The following is a 16,381-nucleotide window of genomic DNA, read 5'->3' on the forward strand; positions in this document are numbered from 1 at the left end:
GGGTCAATCCCCCGGCCGCAAGGGCCTAACGCGCGTGGTCGAAGTCGATCGCGCTGTACGCCCGCAGCTTCGCCAGCCGATGCTGGCTGTCGATCTGCCGAATCGTGCCGGACTTCGACCGCATCACCAGCGACGAGGTGAGCGCCGTGCTCGCCCGATACCGCACCCCGCGCAGGAGTTCGCCGTCCGTGATCCCCGTGGCGACGAAGAAGACGTTGTCGCCGCGCACCAGGTCGTCGGTCAGCAGCACGCGCGAGAGGTCGTGTCCCGCGTCGATCGCCTTCGCCCGCTCCGCCGCGTCCTTGGGCCACAGCCGACCCTGGATCACGCCACCCATGCACTTGATCGCGGCGGCGGCGATGATGCCCTCGGGCGTGCCGCCGATGCCGAGCAGCAGGTCGACGCCGGTGCCGTCCTTGGCCGCCATGATCGCGCCGGCCACGTCGCCGTCGGTGATGAACTTGATCCGGGCGCCCGCCTCGCGGATCTCCTTGACCATCGAGTCGTGCCGGGGGCGGTCCAGGATGCAGACCGTGACGTCCTCGACGGCGCTGTGCTTGGCCTTGGCCACCCGGCGGATGTTCTCCGCGATCGGCGCGGTCAGGTCCACCACGTCGGCCGCCTCGGGGCCGGTGACCAGCTTCTCCATGTAGAACACGGCCGAGGGGTCGTACATGCTGCCGCGCTCGGACACCGCCATCACCGCGACCGCGTTGTTCATCCCCTTCGCGGTCAGCGTGGTGCCGTCCACGGGGTCGACCGCGACGTCGCACTCGGGCCCGGAGAGGTCGCCGACGCGCTCGCCGTTGAACAACATCGGGGCGTCGTCCTTCTCGCCCTCCCCGATCACCACCACACCGTTCATCGACACGGTGTGGATCAGGCTGCGCATCGCCTTCACCGCGGCGCCGTCCGCGCCGTTCTTGTCGCCCCGACCGACCCACCGGCCGGCCGCCATCGCGGCGGCCTCGGTGACCCGGACGAGTTCCAGCGCGAGGTTGCGATCCGGAGCCTCCGGCGCGACTTCGAGTTGCGGGGGTACAGATTGGTCCGTCATGCGGCGGGCCTTCCTGTAGGGGAACCGGTCCGTAACCACGAGGGGTGCCCTGATCCCCCGGAGCCGTGTTCGCCATCGGGTGCGGGTGGCACGGCGATCGCGTGGCCCGGGTCCGGACTGGTTCCAACGGGATTGCCCCGATGTTATCGGTGGGCGGTGTTATCGGTGCGGGTAGGCCGTGCGGAATCGGCCGGCGGGCAATGCGACCATGTTCGGGTGGCGAGGAAGTCGGGTCGCGAGACCGTTCGAGACATGGTTCTTTCCCTGGGCGCGTGTGGCCTGGTGGTCGGTGCGCTGTTCCTGGTGGCTCCGCACAACGAGAGCGATCCCGTGCGTCGGGTGGCCTACGAGACGTCGTTCCGACAGGCGGCCCGGGTGGCCCCGTACCCGCTGCTCGCCCCGCAGGGCCTGGACGAGCGTTGGCGGGCGACCTCGGTGGACTACCAGGGCGTCGACCGCAACCAGACCAAGTGGCACATCGGGTTCATCAACCCCGACGAGAAGTACGCCGCGGTGGAGCAGAGCAACGGCTTCAGCGACGAACTGGTCCGGGACAAGGGCAAGCGCGGCCGACCGATCGGCGATCGCGACGTGGCCGGCGAGCAGTGGAAGGCGTACGACGGCCCCAAGTACCGCTCGCTGGTCCGGGTGCGCGACGGCGTCACCACGATGGTCACGGGCAACGCGACTTTCGAGGATTTGACCGTTCTCGCCGCATCCCTGCGTCCCGCCGGCGTCTGAGTCGAAATACGCGAGATCCGTCCGACGTATCGGGGTGATTCGGGCGGCCCAGTGCACATGTTGCGCAGGTGCTTGTAAAGCTTTTGTAAAGACCCAACGTCCTCCCCTGCCCCGTTCGTTGCTCCCGCCCCTAGGGTCCGGAAGCCCGGTCGAACATGCGTCGGCGCCGTCGTGACCCGATGGTTGCCGGCACAGGTCCACCGGGCTTTCCGAGCCGTCCCGACGCCGTGTGCGCTTGATCAGATCCCGCGCGGCGTCGCTTTGCGTCCGGGGGATGGCCCCCCGGTCGGAAAGGGGAGCACGTTGAGTCCATTGATACCCGGGAGGGCTGCGACGCCGCCCCGAGGCGTCCGGCGGGTGAAGCGCCGCGTGGCACTGCTGTCCGTGTCCGCGCTGGCGATCACCGGCCTCGCGGCCACGACCGCGCCCTCGACATCCGCCACGCCTACGCGCGTGGACACCACAAAGGCGGTGTGGAACCCGGGCCCCGAGGACCACTACGTCAACTCCGTCGATGCGGCGATCGACACCAGCGCGCTGCCGGACGATCCGGCCAAGGCGGCGGCGCTCAAGGCGCAGAACGAGCGCAACGCCGCGACCAAGCGCAAGAATTCGGACGGCAACCCGCGCGCCGCCGCCCAGCTCAAGGAGCTCGAGGCCGAGGCGAGCCGCACGGGCAAGAGCCCGGCCGAGATCAAGGCCGAGCGCAGCGGCAAGCCCGCCGACGCCAAGCAGAACGCGAAGCTGCTCACCGTCCTGGTCGAGTTCAACGACCAGGCCAACGACGACTTCTCGGGGTACAAGCGCCCGACCAGCGTGTCGGACCCGACCTGTGTCACCGAGCCCCCCGGCACGGTGAAGAACGGGCCGCTGCACAACCAGCTGCCCAACCCGGCGCTGAACCCGAACGACAACAACACGCAGTGGGTGCCGAACTTCGACCAGGCCCACTACAACAAGATGCTCTACACCAAGGAGGGCATCACCGAGCGCATGCGCACCGACCTCAAGGGGCCGGACGGCAAGCCGGGCATCAGCCTCGCGGGCCAGACCATGCGCAACATGTACGAGGAGATGTCGGCCGGAAAGTACTCCGTCTCCGGCGAGGCCACCTCCTGGATCAAGGTTCCGCACTCCGAGGCCTGGTACGGCGCGGGTGCCTGCGGCAACGCCCAGCAGGACAACAGCGGCAGCCCGCAGAACCCGCTCGGCGCGCAGAAGCTGGCCATCGACGCGGTCGACGAGCTGGCGAAGTCGCAGCCGAACTTCCCGTGGGCGGACTACGACAAGGAAGACCCGGGCGACGCCGACCACGACGGCAACACCCAGGAGCCCGACGGCGTGGTGGACCACCTGGTCCTGGTCCACGCCGGCAAGGACAAGTCCGCCGGCGGCGGCGCCGAGGGCACCTACGCCATCTGGGCACACGCCTCCACCGTGCTCTTCGGACACCAGGTCCCCGGCAGCGACATCAAGATCGCGAACTACATCGTCCAGCCCGAGGACTCCGGAGTGGGCGTCTTCGCCCACGAATTCGGCCACGACCTCGGACTCCCCGACCTGTACGACAACTTCAGCGGCGGGCAGACGGACCTGAACTTCTGGGACCTGATGTCGGCCGGTTCGCACACCGGCCCGCTGTTCCAGTCGCAGCCCGCGCACATGGGCATCTGGGACAAGTACGCGCTCGGTTGGCTGACCCCGGACCTGGTCAAGGTCGGTGACCGGCCCAAGGTCGCCACCCTGGGTCAGGCCGCGAAGACGCCCAAGGGCACCTCGCGGGGCATCCGGGTCAACCTGCCGAACAAGCAGGTCGCGGTCGGCAAGCCGCACGGCGGCAACGGCATGTGGTACTCCGGTCAGGACCAGGCCTGGTCCGACGTCCGGATCGAGCGCGCCATCGCGGTGCCGGCCGGCTCCGACGTGAAGTTCTGGATGTGGAACGACTACGTCATCGAGCAGGACTGGGACTTCGGCTTCGTCGAGGTGTCCACCGACAACGGCGCCACCTGGAAGCAGCTCGCGGTCAAGGACGAGGCGGGCGCGCTGGTCAGCACGCCGGCGGACTACCCGGACCCGCAGAAGAACCTGGCCACGTTCCGCAAGACCAGCGGTCTGACCGGCTCCAGCAACGGGTGGCGGCACGACAACGTGGACCTGACCCCGTACGCGGGCCAGAACATCAAGCTGCGGCTGGACCTCAACACCGACGCCGCCTTCATGGAGAAGGGTTGGTTCGCCGACGACTTCTCGCTCACCAACGGCGGCACCACGGTGTGGTCCGACGACGTGGAGCAGGGCGACAACGGCTGGACCGCGATCAAGGGCACCAACGCGATCACCAAGGGCGAGGGCTGGGGCCGGACCAACGGCACCTTCGAGCGGGAGCAGTACTACCTGCTGGAGTGGCGCAACCTGTCCGGCTTCGACGAGGGCCTGAAGTACGCGTACACCGCCGGCGAGAACGGCAAGACCAACCGGGTGCCGTACAACGCGCCGGGCATGCTGGTGTGGCTGCGCGACAACGAGTACCAGAACAACGGCGTCAACTTCAACATCAACAACGGGCCCTCGTGGGGTCCGAAGGGTGAGCTGTTGATCGTCGACTCGCACCCGGACCCGCTGCGCTTCTCCGGCGACGCCGCGGCGCAGTTCCCCAAGCCCGACCCGAACAGCCCGGGCATCGAGTCGAAGAACGTGTTCGGCAACCTCGGCTCCCGGTCGCAGTCGGCCAACGCGGCGTTCGGCTTCACCAAGACCACGCCGTTCACGGACTGCATCCCCGGGACCAAGTACTGCACCTCCTTCGGGGCGCAGAACCCGGTGACGCTGTTCACCGACACGGTCGGCTGGGCGCCGGGCACCGAGATGTACAAGGGTCGCGCGCTGCCCAAGGACCGCTACGGCTCGGCCGTGGTCCCGGCGAAGGCGCCGTACACGACCAAGGTCACCAAGGCGGACGGCACGCTGGACAAGGACGCGTTCGGCAAGCTGTTCCACGGCTCCGAGTTGGGCACGGGCAACCCGGGCTTCGACAAGGGCTACGGCGTGACCGCGCTGCCGGTGCTCCCGCTGCCGGGCGGCTCCGGTGCGGTGGTCTGGATCCTGCCCGCGCAGAAGTAGGTTCCTCCGCGCGTGACGGTCGAGTGACGGTCGCGTGGGGGTGGAATCGGTAGGTCCGGTGGATCCGTTGGATCCGGTGGATCCGTGGGATTCGTAGGACGAAAGGGGCGCTCCCGAGTGGGAGCGCCCCTTTCGCCGTGCCGGTCGCCTCGTGTCGGGTTGGTCGGCGGGTCAGTCGTCCCGCTCGCCCGACTCGTCCGGCGCGCCGTCGGCGCCGGCGCGCTCGGCGCGGACCGCCGCGTCCAGGCGAGCCCGGGCGCCGTCGAGCCACTGCTCGCAGACCACGGCGAGCCGCTCGCCGCGCTCCCACAGGGCCAACGACTCCTCCAGGGTGATGCCGCCGGTCTCCAGGCGGCGCACGACCTCGATCAGCTCGTCACGGGCCTGCTCGTAGGCCGGCGCCTCGTCCTCCGGCACGGATGCGGTCTGCTGCTCGCTCATGGCGCCAGCCTAGTTCGTGGGTGTCGGGGTCACGGGCGGGCGGAGGTGACCCGCACGGCGGCGCCGCGGTTCGGGTCGCGCCCGGCCGGGCTCACGAGCGTGGCCGAGGCGCCGTAGGCGAGGGTGGGGCCGGGATCGCCGTCGCCGAGCACGGAGCCCTTGTACGGCACGCCGTGGTGCTCGGGATCGGGCGAGCCGTCCGGAAGGACCACCCGGGTGCTGTACGGCCCGCGTGCGGGCACCACGGTCGACCCGTCGGTGAAGCGATCCACGGGCGCGCCGTCGACGTACTCCACGCCCGGCGCCCAGCCGCGCGCGTCGGAGAACGCGCGGACCGGTTCGCGGGCGGCGAAGTCCTGGCACCACGCGCCGTTGGAGTGGCACGCGACGAACGTCGGGGTGGGGGCGAAGCCGAACGCGGCGTCGGCGGACTGGGCGCGGCTGTCCAGGTTCTTCCGCGGGTTGCCCTTGGCCGTGTAGTGCTCGGCCGCCTCGCCCGTCCAGCGGCGCGGGTCGGGATGGGCGTCCACGAGCAGGGTCTGGCCCTTGGCGCCGTAGCTGGGCGGGGCGCCCAGATTGAAGTTCACGCCGTTGTTCTGGTACTCGGCGTCGCGCAGCCAGACCAGCATGCCGGGCACGTTGTAGCCCAAGCGGCGGACCTGTACGCCCCGTTCGTCGCTGTGTCCGGCGGTGTAGGCGTGGCTCAGGCCGCGGTCGAAGCCGACGGGCGCGCGCCATTCCAGGAGGTAGTACTGCTCGCGGTCGACCTCGCCGGAGGTCTGCCCCCAGCCCGCTCCGCGGGTGACCGTGGTGCTGCCCTTGATCGCGGTCCAGCCGTTGTCGCCCCGCTCCACGTCGTCGGACCACACCGTGGCGCCGTCGGGGCCGCCGGTGAGTGTGAAGTCGTCGGCGAACCAGCCCTTCTCCATGAAGGCGGCGTCGGTGTCGAGGTCCAGCCGCAGCTTGATGTTCCGGCCCGCGTACGGGGTCAGGTCGACGTTGTCGTGCCGCCAGCCGTTGGTGGTGCCGGTCAGGCCGTCGGCCTTGCGCAGCTCGGCGAGGTTGTGGTTCGGGTCGGGGTAGTCGGGCGGGGTGCTCACGAGGTTGCCGGCCTCGTCCTTGACCGCGAGCTGCTTCCAGGTGGCGCCGTTGTCGGTGGAGGCCTCGACGAAGCCGAAGTCCCAGTCCTTTTCGATGGTGTAGTCGTTCCACATGGAGAAGGTCGCGGGGCCGCCGGTGGGGACCGCGAGGTCGCGGACGAGGCGGGCGTCGGACCATTCCTGGTCCCGCTCCGAGTACCACATGTGCGTGCCGCTGTGCGGGGTGCCGATCCGGACACGTTCGTCGGGCAGGTTCACCCGGACCGCGTCGCGGGTGCCGGGCGGCGGGGCGGCGGCGGCGCCGAGCAGCACGGTGGAGGGGGCGCCGCCGACCGGGACGACCGGGGGATCGATCCAGCCCAGCACGTACTTCGACCACGCGCCCATGTGCGCGGGCATGGTCTGGAACAGCGGGCCGGCGTGCGATCCGGAGGACATCAGATCCCAGAAGTCGACGTCGGTGTCCCCGCCGCTGAAGTTGTCGTACAGGTCGGGGAGTCCGAGGTCGTGGCCGAATTCGTGGGCGAAGACGCCCACTCCGGAGTCCTCGGGCTGGACGATGTAGTTCGCGATCTTGATGTTGCTGCCGGGGACCTGGTGTCCGAAGAGCACGGTGGAGGCGTGTGCCCAGATGGCGTAGGTGCCCTCGGCGCCGCCGCCGGCGGACTTGTCCTTGCCGGCGTGGACCAGGACCAGGTGGTCCACCACGCCGTCGGGCTCCTGGGTGTTGCCGTCGTGGTCGGCGTCGCCCGGGTCTTCCTTGTCGTAGTCCGCCCACGGGAAGTCGGGCCGGGCGGCGGCCAGCGCGTCCACCGCGTCGGTGACGAACTGCCTTACCCCGCGCGGGTTCCGCGGGCTGCCGCCGTTGTCCTGGCGGATCGCGCCGCAGTGGCCGGCGGCGTACCAGGCCTCGGAGTGCGGGACGGTCACCCAGCCGGCCGCCTCGCCGCCGATCGAGTAGGAGCCGTGCGACATTTCCCGGTACATCGAGCGCATGCTCAGGCCGGAGAGGTCGATGCCCGGCTTGCCGTCGGGACCGGTCAGGTCGGGACGGACGCGCTCGGTGATGCCCCGGTCGGAGTAGAGCATCCGGTCGTAGTGATCCTTGCCGAAGTCCGCGACCCACAGCGTGTTGTTGTCCCGGCCGCCGGCCGCCGGATCCGGGAGCAGATTGTGCCGGGGACCGTTCTTGACGGTGCCCGGCGGTTCGGTCACGCAGGTCGGATCGGCCACGCTCGTGGGCCGGCGGAACCCGGAGAAGTCGTCGTCGGCGTGCTCGTCGAACTCGACGAGAAGGGTCAGGAGCCGGGCCTCGCGGTGCGGTGCGCCCTCCTGGGCCCGAGGACTGACCCCGGTCCGGGCGGCGACCGCCTCGGCCCGCGCGAGCCGGCGCGCGGCGACGGGATTCCCGGCGGCGAACTTGCGGTCGTACTCCCGCGCCCGCCGCTCGGCCGCGAACGCCCGCTCACGCACCTCCGGCGGCACATCGGGTGGCAACGGATCCCTCGGCGCAACGTAGTTCACATAGGAGTCGGCGACGGACGGATTCCACCGCGCGGGCGAGTCGTCGTCGGCGCGGGCCACGGAGGACGTGACGACACCGGTGAACAACAACGCGGACGCGGCCAGCAGATGACGCAACACATGCGCAAAATATGCCGCTTCACCGGCCGGTCGAGTGAAATCCGACGTCTTGTCCTACAAATGGGCCAACCCAACCCCACCACAACACCCACACAGCCGACCCCAACACCCCCCCGACACCCGAGGCCCCCAAGCCCGACACCCCCAGCCGGTCCGAGCGTTCGAGGAAGCCCAAGCCCCGACATCCCCACACCCCACCCACCCCCACAGCCCGTCCGGCGTTTGAGGACACTCGAGCCAGGCACCCCGTTACCGCAGCCGGTCCGCTCGGGCCCGTACCCCCCAGCCGGTCCGGCGCTTGAGGACAAGCGGGCCGCAGGCCGGCCCCGGCAGGCGTGATCGCGTGGGCCATCCATCCCGGCCCGTCCGGCGTTTGAGGACACTCGGGCCAGGCACCCTCTTACCGCAGCCGGTCCGCTCGGGCCCGTACCCCGCCAGCCGGTCCGGCGCTTGAGGACAAGCGGGCCGCAGGCCGGCCCCGGCAGGCGTGATCGCGTGAGCCACCCATCCCAGCCCGTCCGGCGCCTGAGGACCGGCGTCGTCACCCACCGTCCACCGCAGGACCGTCCGCCACCACCACGTCGAACCGCCCCGAAGCCACCCGCGCGGTCAGCGCCTCGCCCGCCGCCACCTCGCCCGGATCCCGCACCGCGTGGCCGTCCGCCCGCTGCAGCACCGCGTACCCGCGCTCCAACGTGGCCGCGGGCGACAACGCGACCACCCGCGCCCGCGTGTGCGCGAGGTCGCTCTCGGCCCGCTCCAGGAGGTGCCGCAGCGTGCGCCGAGAGCGCTCCACCAGCCCGGCCACCTCCTCCGCCCGCAGGTCCACCATCCGCCGCGGATCGGCCAACACCGGCCGCGAACGCGCCGCCCGCAACCCCTGGTACTCCCGATCCAACCGCGCCCGCAACGCGAGCCGCCCCCGATCGCGCACCTGGTGCACCCGGTGCAACTCCTCGCGAATATCCGGCACGATGCGCTTCGCCGCGTCCGTGGGCGTCGACGCCCGAAAGTCGGCCACCAGATCCAGCAGCGGCGAGTCCGGCTCATGCCCGATCGCACTCACCACCGGCGTCGTACACGCGAAGACGGCCCGCACCAGTTCCTCACTCGAGAACGGCAGCAAATCCTCGACGCTGCCACCCCCACGAGCCACCACGATCAGATCCACATCCGGATCCGCGTCCAACTCGCGGACCGCCGCAACCACCTGCGAAACCGCGCTTACCCCCTGCACCGCCACGTTCCGCACCGCGAACCGCACCGCCGGCCACCGCCGCCGAGCGTTCTCCAACACGTCCCGCTCGGCCGCCGAGGCCCGCCCACAAACCAACCCCACCCGATGCGGCAGAAACGGCAACGCCCGCTTGTGCCGAGGATCGAACAACCCCTCCGCGGTCAGCGAGCGCTTCAACTGCTCCAGCCGGGCCAACAACTCCCCGATGCCCACCGGCCGAATCTCCGCCGCCCGCAACGACAACGTCCCGCGCGCCCGATACCAGTCCGCCTTGGCGTGCACGACCACCCGCGACCCCTCGGCCACGATGTCCCCGACCGCGTCGAAGACCTTCCGATAGCAGGTCACCGAAATCGACACGTCCTGCTCGGCGTCCCGCAGGGTCAAGAACACCACCCCGGCCCCCGGCCGCCGACTCAACTGCGTGATTTGCCCCTCCACCCACACATCCCCGAGCCGATCGATCCACCCCCCGATCAGTCGCGAGATCTCGGCCACGGGCAGTGGCGCATCGGCAGACGTCGTAAGACCCATCCCGAGAGGCTACCCACCCCACCCACCCCCACCCCGCGACGGCCGCCACCACCCACGGGATCGATCGGCGTCCCGGCGTCCGCTCAGCGCTCCGGGGTCCATCTGTGGATCAGTTCGTGTTGGGCCAAGTCCTTGAAGTAGCGGTGGCGCGACCAGGCGGCGAGGTCGCCGATGACGATCAGGCGTCGGCGGGCGCGGGTGACGGCGACGTTGAGGAGGTTGGGCTTTTGGGCGGCCCAGTTTCGGGATCCCACCTGGCCGGCGCCGGTGCCCAGTACCAGGATCACGATGTCGGCTTCCTTGCCCTGGGTGGTGTGCACCGTGCCGTAGCGCTTGGCGGTGAGAGATCCGCCCACCACCTTGCCGAGGCCGTGGACGACGTCGCGGAAGGGACTGACGACGAAGACCGACTCGTTCAGGCGACGCTTCTGCTCGGCGGCGTGATCGCCTCCCGCGGCGCTTCCCGGGGATACCTCGTCGGAGTACAGCCACTCCTGCCGGATCGCTTCGTCGATGCGGGTGCGGATCCGGTCGAGGGTGATCTCCAGGGCCCTCCCTTCCTCCGGGTTCCACTTCTCCTCGCCCGGCAGGGCTCGAACGTCCCACCACACACTGCGCTGTGCGAGCACGAAGTCGTCCTGGTCCCGATTCACTCCGTAGACCATCATCCCGTCGTAGGCGATCTTGTTGCTGACGTCGAACATCAGGCGATCGCAGCGGCGGTGCACGCGCAGGGGAGAGCCGAGCCAGATGTCCTCACCCTCGTGGTCCCTCAGCCAGGTGCCGTACGGGTTGAGGCGGTCGGCGAGGGCCTGGACCGAGGTGGCGGCCGGGGCCCACCGGCGGTCCACCTCGAAGTGTCGAGCCAGGCGCCGCTGGCCCGTCCACGGGAGGGTGACCACGGGTTCGAGCTGCAACGGGTCGCCGACGACGACGGCGCGGCGGGCACGCCACAACGCGCCGACCACCTCCTGTGGGGCGGCTTGACCGGCCTCGTCGACGAACAGCCACCCCAGGGCCTCGCTGCCCAACGGGGCGAACATTCGGCCGACGGACGCGAAGGTCGTCGAGACCACGGGAACCACGAGGAACAACAACTGCCAGGCGGCGAGCACCGTTTCGGCGGGCAGGTCCGACGGCGCCCGACCGCTGACCACGTCCATCACGGCCTGGAGGTTCTTGCGCATGCGGTCGGGCGCGCCGGCCAGCAGCGCGCGGTGCAGATCCAGGGCCGCGAGGAAGAGCTCCGAGCGCGCCTCGGCGAACTCGGCGTCCATCCAGGGCGCCGACCGCTCCCGGATCTCCATGGCGTTCCGGTCGTCGAGGGCCGCCGACCATTCGGCGCCCGGTACGCGGTCGCCCCAACGCTCCCTGGCCGCGGCCAACGAACGTTGCTCCTCCTCCCGTTCGCGATGCCGAAGAGCCACCTGCCGACCGGCCTCGGCGGTGGTGGCGACCTGCCGCTCACGGGCCTGATCGCACGTGTTCAGCCGGATCTCGGTACGCGTGATCGCGGCTTGTGCGTGGTCCACACTCCCCTGCGCCGAGCGCAGCGACGCGTGTCGCGTGGCCAGGGCGGATTCCAACTCCGCGAGGAAGGCGTCCGCGGCCATTACCGCCGCCTCGAGCGGCAGACGTCCGGCCTCCCAGCGCCGCATCGGCTCACGGCTGACCAGTCTCCGCAATCGGCCGGGTCTGCCCGCGTCGTGGATGCGCAGTTCCGCCTCCGCCGTCCGCACGCCCTCCTCGCCGTGGCGGACCGCCGCATGCGCCAGGTCGAGTCGGGTGCGCTCGGCGGACATCACGTTCCGCCGGCGGGCGAGTGCCGCTCGGCGGTCGGCGAGCTCGCCCTCGATGCGCTGCTGCTCCCGCCGCAGGAGCAGCAGCGTGTCATGGGCGCCGGACTCGCGGGTCGCCAGTTCGTCCAGGAGGGCGTCGGGGCCGGCGAGCCGGGCGAGCAGGTCCGCGATCGCCTGCCGCTCCGCGGCCGACTTCCGTACCCGCTCGCGGGCCCGGGTGAAGCGCCGGACGGCCTGCTTCCAGGTCTCCCGACCCAGTGGCGCCACCGTGTCGGCATCGGTGTTCGTATCCGGGGCGTCCGCGGTGTTCGGTGCGAACGAGGAGCGCTGTCCACCCTGTAGATGATCGCTCTGCAGCTGCAGCATCTTCTGCAGGCCCAGGAGCGGTCGTTCCTCGCTCGCTTCCGGTCCCGGCCGCGGCCCCGGTTTGCCATTGCCCTTGGCCTGCTCGCCCCACCAGAAGCGCTGGACGAAGTCGGAGCGATTGCTGCGCCGTCCCAGGCGGGCGGCGATCGCGCCCCAGGCCTCCTCCTCCAGCGCCAGGCTGGCCGGCCCGGCGAGGTAGTCGGCGCGTCCCTGCCATGCGTCGCCGATCGCCCGTGCCCCGGGGACTTCCAGCGTGACGTTTTCCACCGCGCCGTTGTTGGAGGAAGCGATCACGATCTCGAAGCCGGTCAGCTCGGGGATCAGGGGGTGGATGGTGCGCGGGTAGGTCTTGCCGGCCGTCTCCTCCGTGCGCCAGGTGCGCGGCTTCTCGGCGAAGGCGTCCTCCGGCCGTTTCAGGGCCGCCAATCGTTCGGCCCGCTGCACCACCAGGGCCGCGATCAGGTCGCGCAGCATGGTCGTCTTGCCGGTTCCGGGTGGCCCGTTGACCGCGTAGAGCCCGCGGCCCTCGTCCTGCCCGAGACTCGTCAGGATGCGGTTGACCGCGAACTGCTGGCTGAGTACGAGCGGCTTGTCGCTGTCCGCCGGCCATCGACCCAGGGGCATGCCCGACGGCTGCACGCCGTCCAGCACGACCTCGGGCAGGCGTCGCACGTCGAAGCGGTTCATCGCGTCCAGATCCGCCTCGGCCCTCAGGTAGTCCCGCAGGGCCGTACCGGCCGTTCCGGACCCGAGGACGTTCGCGACGCGTTCCAGGTCGTCGGCGTAGAAGCTGTTGAGGAAGGTGTCGCCGCCCGCCTCGTCCGCGTGCCGGGCCGAGACCTGATAGCTCTTGATCCGGATCGCGTCGGGTCGAAGCGCTGCCGCGACGCCGAGTTGCTCGGCCACCCACCGCGTGACGGCGGCCAGGTCGTACACGTCCAGGACCTTCGTGCCCACCTCGGCGGGAGGCCCCTCCGACTCCTCCCGCGTATCACCGTCCGATGCCGCGCCGTCGCCGTCGGTGCCGTCGCCGAACCGGGAGGCGGCCGCATCGATCGACTCACCGCCGACCTGCTCGATCACCTGCGCGGCCAATGCCCCCGCCACGGGCCCCGGTCCGCCGCCCACCGCGCCGGCCGCCGCCCCGAGCCCGGCCTTCGCCGCGCCGACGACGAGGCGGGACATCAGCCCCGCGACGGGACCGAGCGCCGAAGGCGCCGAGGGGGAGCCCGCCACAGGCCGCGGATCGACGTCGATCTTTCCGTCGCCGAGGTCCAGCAGCCGCTGGAGCAGTTGTGTGCCGTACTCGTCGAAACCGGCCAGCCACTGTCCGTGCTGCGGCCCGGGATCCAGGGTCTGCCCGACCGCCCAGGCGCACGAGGACAGGGTGGCGCTGTCCTTGATCAGCAGCCCGTCCTGGTTCACGGTGAAGCAGAGCAAGGCACTGTCGCCACCGATCCGGCCGTCGAAATCCTCCTCGGACTCCGGCGCCCGGAACGCCCGCAACAGGACGTCACGTACTTTGTCGATCGCGAAGATGCCCGCGTAGACGGTGTGCTGCCACACCAGCTTCGACGGGGACCGCGTGCGACCGAGTTCCGAGCCGGGTTCCCACGGCAGCGGCCGGTTCGGCCGCACGGCGAAGAGGTTCTTGCGTGGATTCACCGGATCGACCTTGGGCGGGGAGAAATACTCCACGGCTCGCCAATAACGCAGAATCCGCGCCTGACGCCGCCGCTCGCCCTTCGATCGATTGACGGCCCCCACGCGTTCCCCCCGAGATCGCCGATCCCGGGGCACCGTAGCAGAGCCGGAAGATGCGCAATCACGTTTGCGCGCAAGCCCGTTGCGCCACGTTCACGGGACGTTGCACGGAGCCCGAACACCGATCTCCCGGTGACATCCCGACCCGGGAGGCACCAGGGGTCCGACCCCGAAGAGTCGAACCCCTTCCCATCCGCGTATCCAGCACCTCCGGCACGCGCGACCACGAGGAACGCCTGTCCCGCCACGGCGGCGCGTGGTGTACACATGGGACACCCGGTACCTATGAGTACCTGACGCAGCCACTGCCCGTGGAGTCCATCCGCGACGTGCGCGCACACCTGGCGGAGGTCGTGGAGCGCGCTGACCGCGACGACGTGCCCACGGTGATTACGCGCCGCGGCAAGGAAGTCGCCGCCGTCGTCTCCATCGAGGTGCTGCGCAAGTACCAGGAGTGGGAAGAGCGCGAGATCAACCGGATCATCGACGAGCGCATGGCCACCCGCGCACCCGGCATCCCGATCGAGGACATCATGAGGGAGACGCCGGCGCGCGGTGAGTGAGTACCGAACCGTCTTCCGCCCCGAGGCACAGGCAGAACTTCGGAAGATCCCTCGCGAGATGGCACTGCGCATCCTGGTCAAGCTGACCGAGTTGGAGACCGACCCTCTCGGCTTCGACACCACGGCGCTCGTATCCCGGCCCGAGCGTCGCCGCCTGCGACTCGGCGATTCCCGCGTCGTCTACACGATCGACAACGGGGAGCTGGTGGTTCGGGTCGTTCATGGCGGATACCGCTCCACCGGCTACGACACTTGATGTCGGCCGATCCGGCATCGGAATTTCCGGCACCCATCCAGCACGGTGACGGCGAAAGGGTCGGCTCCTGGAGAAGCCGACCCCTTCCGACCTGCACGCTTGCGAAATCAACTCGCGTGAAGTAGCGAATCGATCACACGTTGAAGCGGAACCTGCGGTACAGCGCTCCCACCTGCGTAAACGCAGTACTGGAAGTGGCTATCCAGCTCCCATCCAGCACGGTCGCGAGTCACCCGGCTCATCCGGTATGGCACAACCCGCCACCTGGAGCAGATTGTGTACACATGGCACACCCAGTACACTTGAGCGCATGACGCAGCCACTACCCATAGAGTCCATCCGCGACGTACGGGCGCATCTTGCCGAGGTCGTGGAGCGCGCTGATCGAGATGACATGCCCACCGTGATCACCCGACGGGGCAAGCAGATTGCCGCCGTCGTTTCCATCGAAGTGCTGCGCAAGTACCAGGAATGGGAAGAACGCGAGATCAACCGGATCATCGACGAACGCATGGCCAACCCGGCACCCGGCATCCCGATGGAGGACATCATGAGGGAGACGCTGGCGCGCGGTGAGTGAGTACCGAACCGTCTTTCGGCCAGAGGCACAGGCCGAGCTCCGGAAGATCCCTCGCGACATGGCCCTACGCATCCTGACCAAGCTGACCGAACTGGAGAGCGACCCCCTCGGCTTTAACACCACCGCGCTCGTGTCACAGCCAGAACGCCGTCGACTGCGGGTCGGCGACTACCGGGTCGTCTACACGATCGACAAGGGAGAGCTCGTGGTGTGGGTCGTCCACGTCGGGCATCGCTCCACCGTTTACGACACCTGATCCCGACTGATCCAGCGCCTGAACATCCAGCACAGGGCCAGCAGAGGCAAACCTTTAGCCTTCTCCATCTACATGCGGGCGCTATTCGGTCTCACTACTCCGTTCCCACCGAGCGCTGTTCCAAAGCGCCGTGATGACAGGAACCATGTGCTCGGGATCCTGATAGGGCGCCATCTCCGACAGTGCCCTAACAAACTTGTGCAGCATGTTGAGAGAGAAATTTTCAGGCCGCATGAAGTTCTTGCGCAGCGTCTCGCGCGTGTTCGGCGCGAGCCCCATGGCAGCGATTGCTTCGGCGAACGTTGGCGTGCCGGCATCGACGTACAAGAAGTACAGGCAGCGCCCTAGATTCCTTCTGGCGCCCAGGGAAGCCGCATGGGGTGGCGCCCAAGGTCTCCTCGAAGAGTTTATCGGCTGAGTAGTGTGAGCCGAAGCTGCCTGCTTTACAGCGTCTTCGTGATCTGCAAACGCACGAGTTACGTCGTCGCCCCAGGCAGCCGGTATTCTATCGGTAGCGTCAGTCGTCCTAACGCCTTCAGTACTATCGCTGGACACATCCTTCTGCTCTCCAATTGCCGCTTCATCCCACAGCATGTGGAACCGAGCAACTTCAGGCTCGGGTTCCAGGCCGGTAATATCCTGAGCAAGGATCAGAACGACCAGAGCGAGGAAACCCCAGTCGGGGAGCATCGGCTTTGAGAACAGGTCGTGCACGCGCCCGTGACTACCGATCCCGTTCGTCCTGCGGGCCAGTTCACGCGTCGACGGAAATCCGGCCTTCCGATGCAGCGCATGCAGCTCTTCACTCAGCCGTTGCATGGGCCCATCCGGCAGCTGTGGCGCCCTCAGTTTTGCCACGGTCTCCCCCTCCGAGGCGAACCTCGACCACTGCGCGTGACACGCGTCTGATCCCGTCCAGT

Annotated in this window: 12 protein-coding genes; 6 read left to right on the forward strand and 6 right to left on the reverse strand. The window is 69.4% G+C overall.

The genetic code is table 11. The annotated features are described in order from the left end of the window. Positions 1–25: 25 nt before the first annotated feature. Positions 26–1,057 carry a class II fructose-bisphosphatase gene (glpX, locus tag EMA17_RS33255; RefSeq protein WP_126640878.1) on the reverse strand — a complete coding sequence of 344 codons (1,032 nt, stop codon included), beginning with the start codon at positions 1,055–1,057 and terminating at the stop codon, positions 26–28. 216 nt (positions 1,058–1,273) lie between these two features. On the opposite strand from glpX, the gene EMA17_RS33260 reads away from it, so the two are divergent. Both EMA17_RS33260 and EMA17_RS33265 read left to right on the forward strand, forming a co-directional pair. After that, positions 1,274–1,798, forward strand: a complete 525-nt coding sequence (locus EMA17_RS33260) for a DUF4245 domain-containing protein (protein ID WP_281290557.1) — start codon at positions 1,274–1,276, stop codon at positions 1,796–1,798. Between the two features lie 369 nt (positions 1,799–2,167). Further along, the gene (locus tag EMA17_RS33265; RefSeq protein ID WP_246127056.1) at positions 2,168–4,921 is read left to right on the forward strand and encodes an immune inhibitor A domain-containing protein; all 2,754 of its coding nucleotides are present in this window, start codon (positions 2,168–2,170) and stop codon (positions 4,919–4,921) included. 171 nt (positions 4,922–5,092) lie between these two features. Here EMA17_RS33265 and EMA17_RS33270 read toward each other — a convergent pair whose 3' ends face one another. The 4 genes from EMA17_RS33270 to EMA17_RS33285 all read right to left on the reverse strand — a co-directional run bounded on the left by EMA17_RS33270 (position 5,093) and on the right by EMA17_RS33285 (position 13,740). Next, a complete protein-coding gene (locus tag EMA17_RS33270) occupies positions 5,093–5,362 on the reverse strand; it encodes an exodeoxyribonuclease VII small subunit (protein WP_126640880.1) in 270 nt (89 codons plus the stop codon). A gap of 29 nt (positions 5,363–5,391) precedes the next feature. Next, complete coding sequence (locus EMA17_RS33275; protein WP_126640881.1) at positions 5,392–8,106, reverse strand: immune inhibitor A domain-containing protein; 2,715 nt, start codon at positions 8,104–8,106, stop codon at positions 5,392–5,394. 541 nt (positions 8,107–8,647) lie between these two features. Next, on the reverse strand, positions 8,648–9,877 hold the full coding sequence (xseA, locus tag EMA17_RS33280; protein WP_126640882.1) for an exodeoxyribonuclease VII large subunit: 1,230 nt from the start codon (positions 9,875–9,877) through the stop codon (positions 8,648–8,650). An 83-nt stretch (positions 9,878–9,960) separates the two neighbouring features. Further along, positions 9,961–13,740 carry a DEAD/DEAH box helicase gene (locus EMA17_RS33285; RefSeq protein WP_126640883.1) on the reverse strand — a complete coding sequence of 1,260 codons (3,780 nt, stop codon included), beginning with the start codon at positions 13,738–13,740 and terminating at the stop codon, positions 9,961–9,963. Positions 13,741–14,099: 359 nt separating this feature from the next. Here EMA17_RS33285 and EMA17_RS33290 point away from each other — a divergent pair, with 359 nt between their 5' ends. The 4 genes from EMA17_RS33290 (at position 14,100) to EMA17_RS33305 (ending at position 15,461) form a co-directional block, all read left to right on the forward strand. Further along, positions 14,100–14,369, forward strand: a complete 270-nt coding sequence (locus tag EMA17_RS33290; protein WP_126640908.1) for a type II toxin-antitoxin system Phd/YefM family antitoxin — start codon at positions 14,100–14,102, stop codon at positions 14,367–14,369. After that, positions 14,362–14,625 carry a type II toxin-antitoxin system RelE family toxin gene (locus EMA17_RS33295; RefSeq protein WP_126640884.1) on the forward strand — a complete coding sequence of 88 codons (264 nt, stop codon included), beginning with the start codon at positions 14,362–14,364 and terminating at the stop codon, positions 14,623–14,625. Before EMA17_RS33290 ends, EMA17_RS33295 begins: the two co-directional genes overlap by 8 nt. 310 nt (positions 14,626–14,935) lie before the next feature. Then, a complete protein-coding gene (locus tag EMA17_RS33300; RefSeq protein ID WP_126640885.1) occupies positions 14,936–15,205 on the forward strand; it encodes a type II toxin-antitoxin system Phd/YefM family antitoxin in 270 nt (89 codons plus the stop codon). After that, on the forward strand, positions 15,198–15,461 hold the full coding sequence (locus EMA17_RS33305) for a type II toxin-antitoxin system RelE family toxin (protein WP_126640886.1): 264 nt from the start codon (positions 15,198–15,200) through the stop codon (positions 15,459–15,461). The genes EMA17_RS33300 and EMA17_RS33305 overlap by 8 nt, the downstream gene beginning before the upstream one ends. An 81-nt stretch (positions 15,462–15,542) precedes the next feature. Here EMA17_RS33305 and EMA17_RS33310 read toward each other — a convergent pair whose 3' ends face one another. Continuing rightward, the gene (locus EMA17_RS33310) at positions 15,543–16,319 is read right to left on the reverse strand and encodes a hypothetical protein (RefSeq protein WP_126640887.1); all 777 of its coding nucleotides are present in this window, start codon (positions 16,317–16,319) and stop codon (positions 15,543–15,545) included. Between the last annotated feature and the right edge of the window lie 62 nt (positions 16,320–16,381).

Origin of the sequence: Embleya hyalina (assembly GCF_003967355.1) — a bacterium.
GTDB classification, from domain to species: domain Bacteria; phylum Actinomycetota; class Actinomycetes; order Streptomycetales; family Streptomycetaceae; genus Embleya; species Embleya hyalina.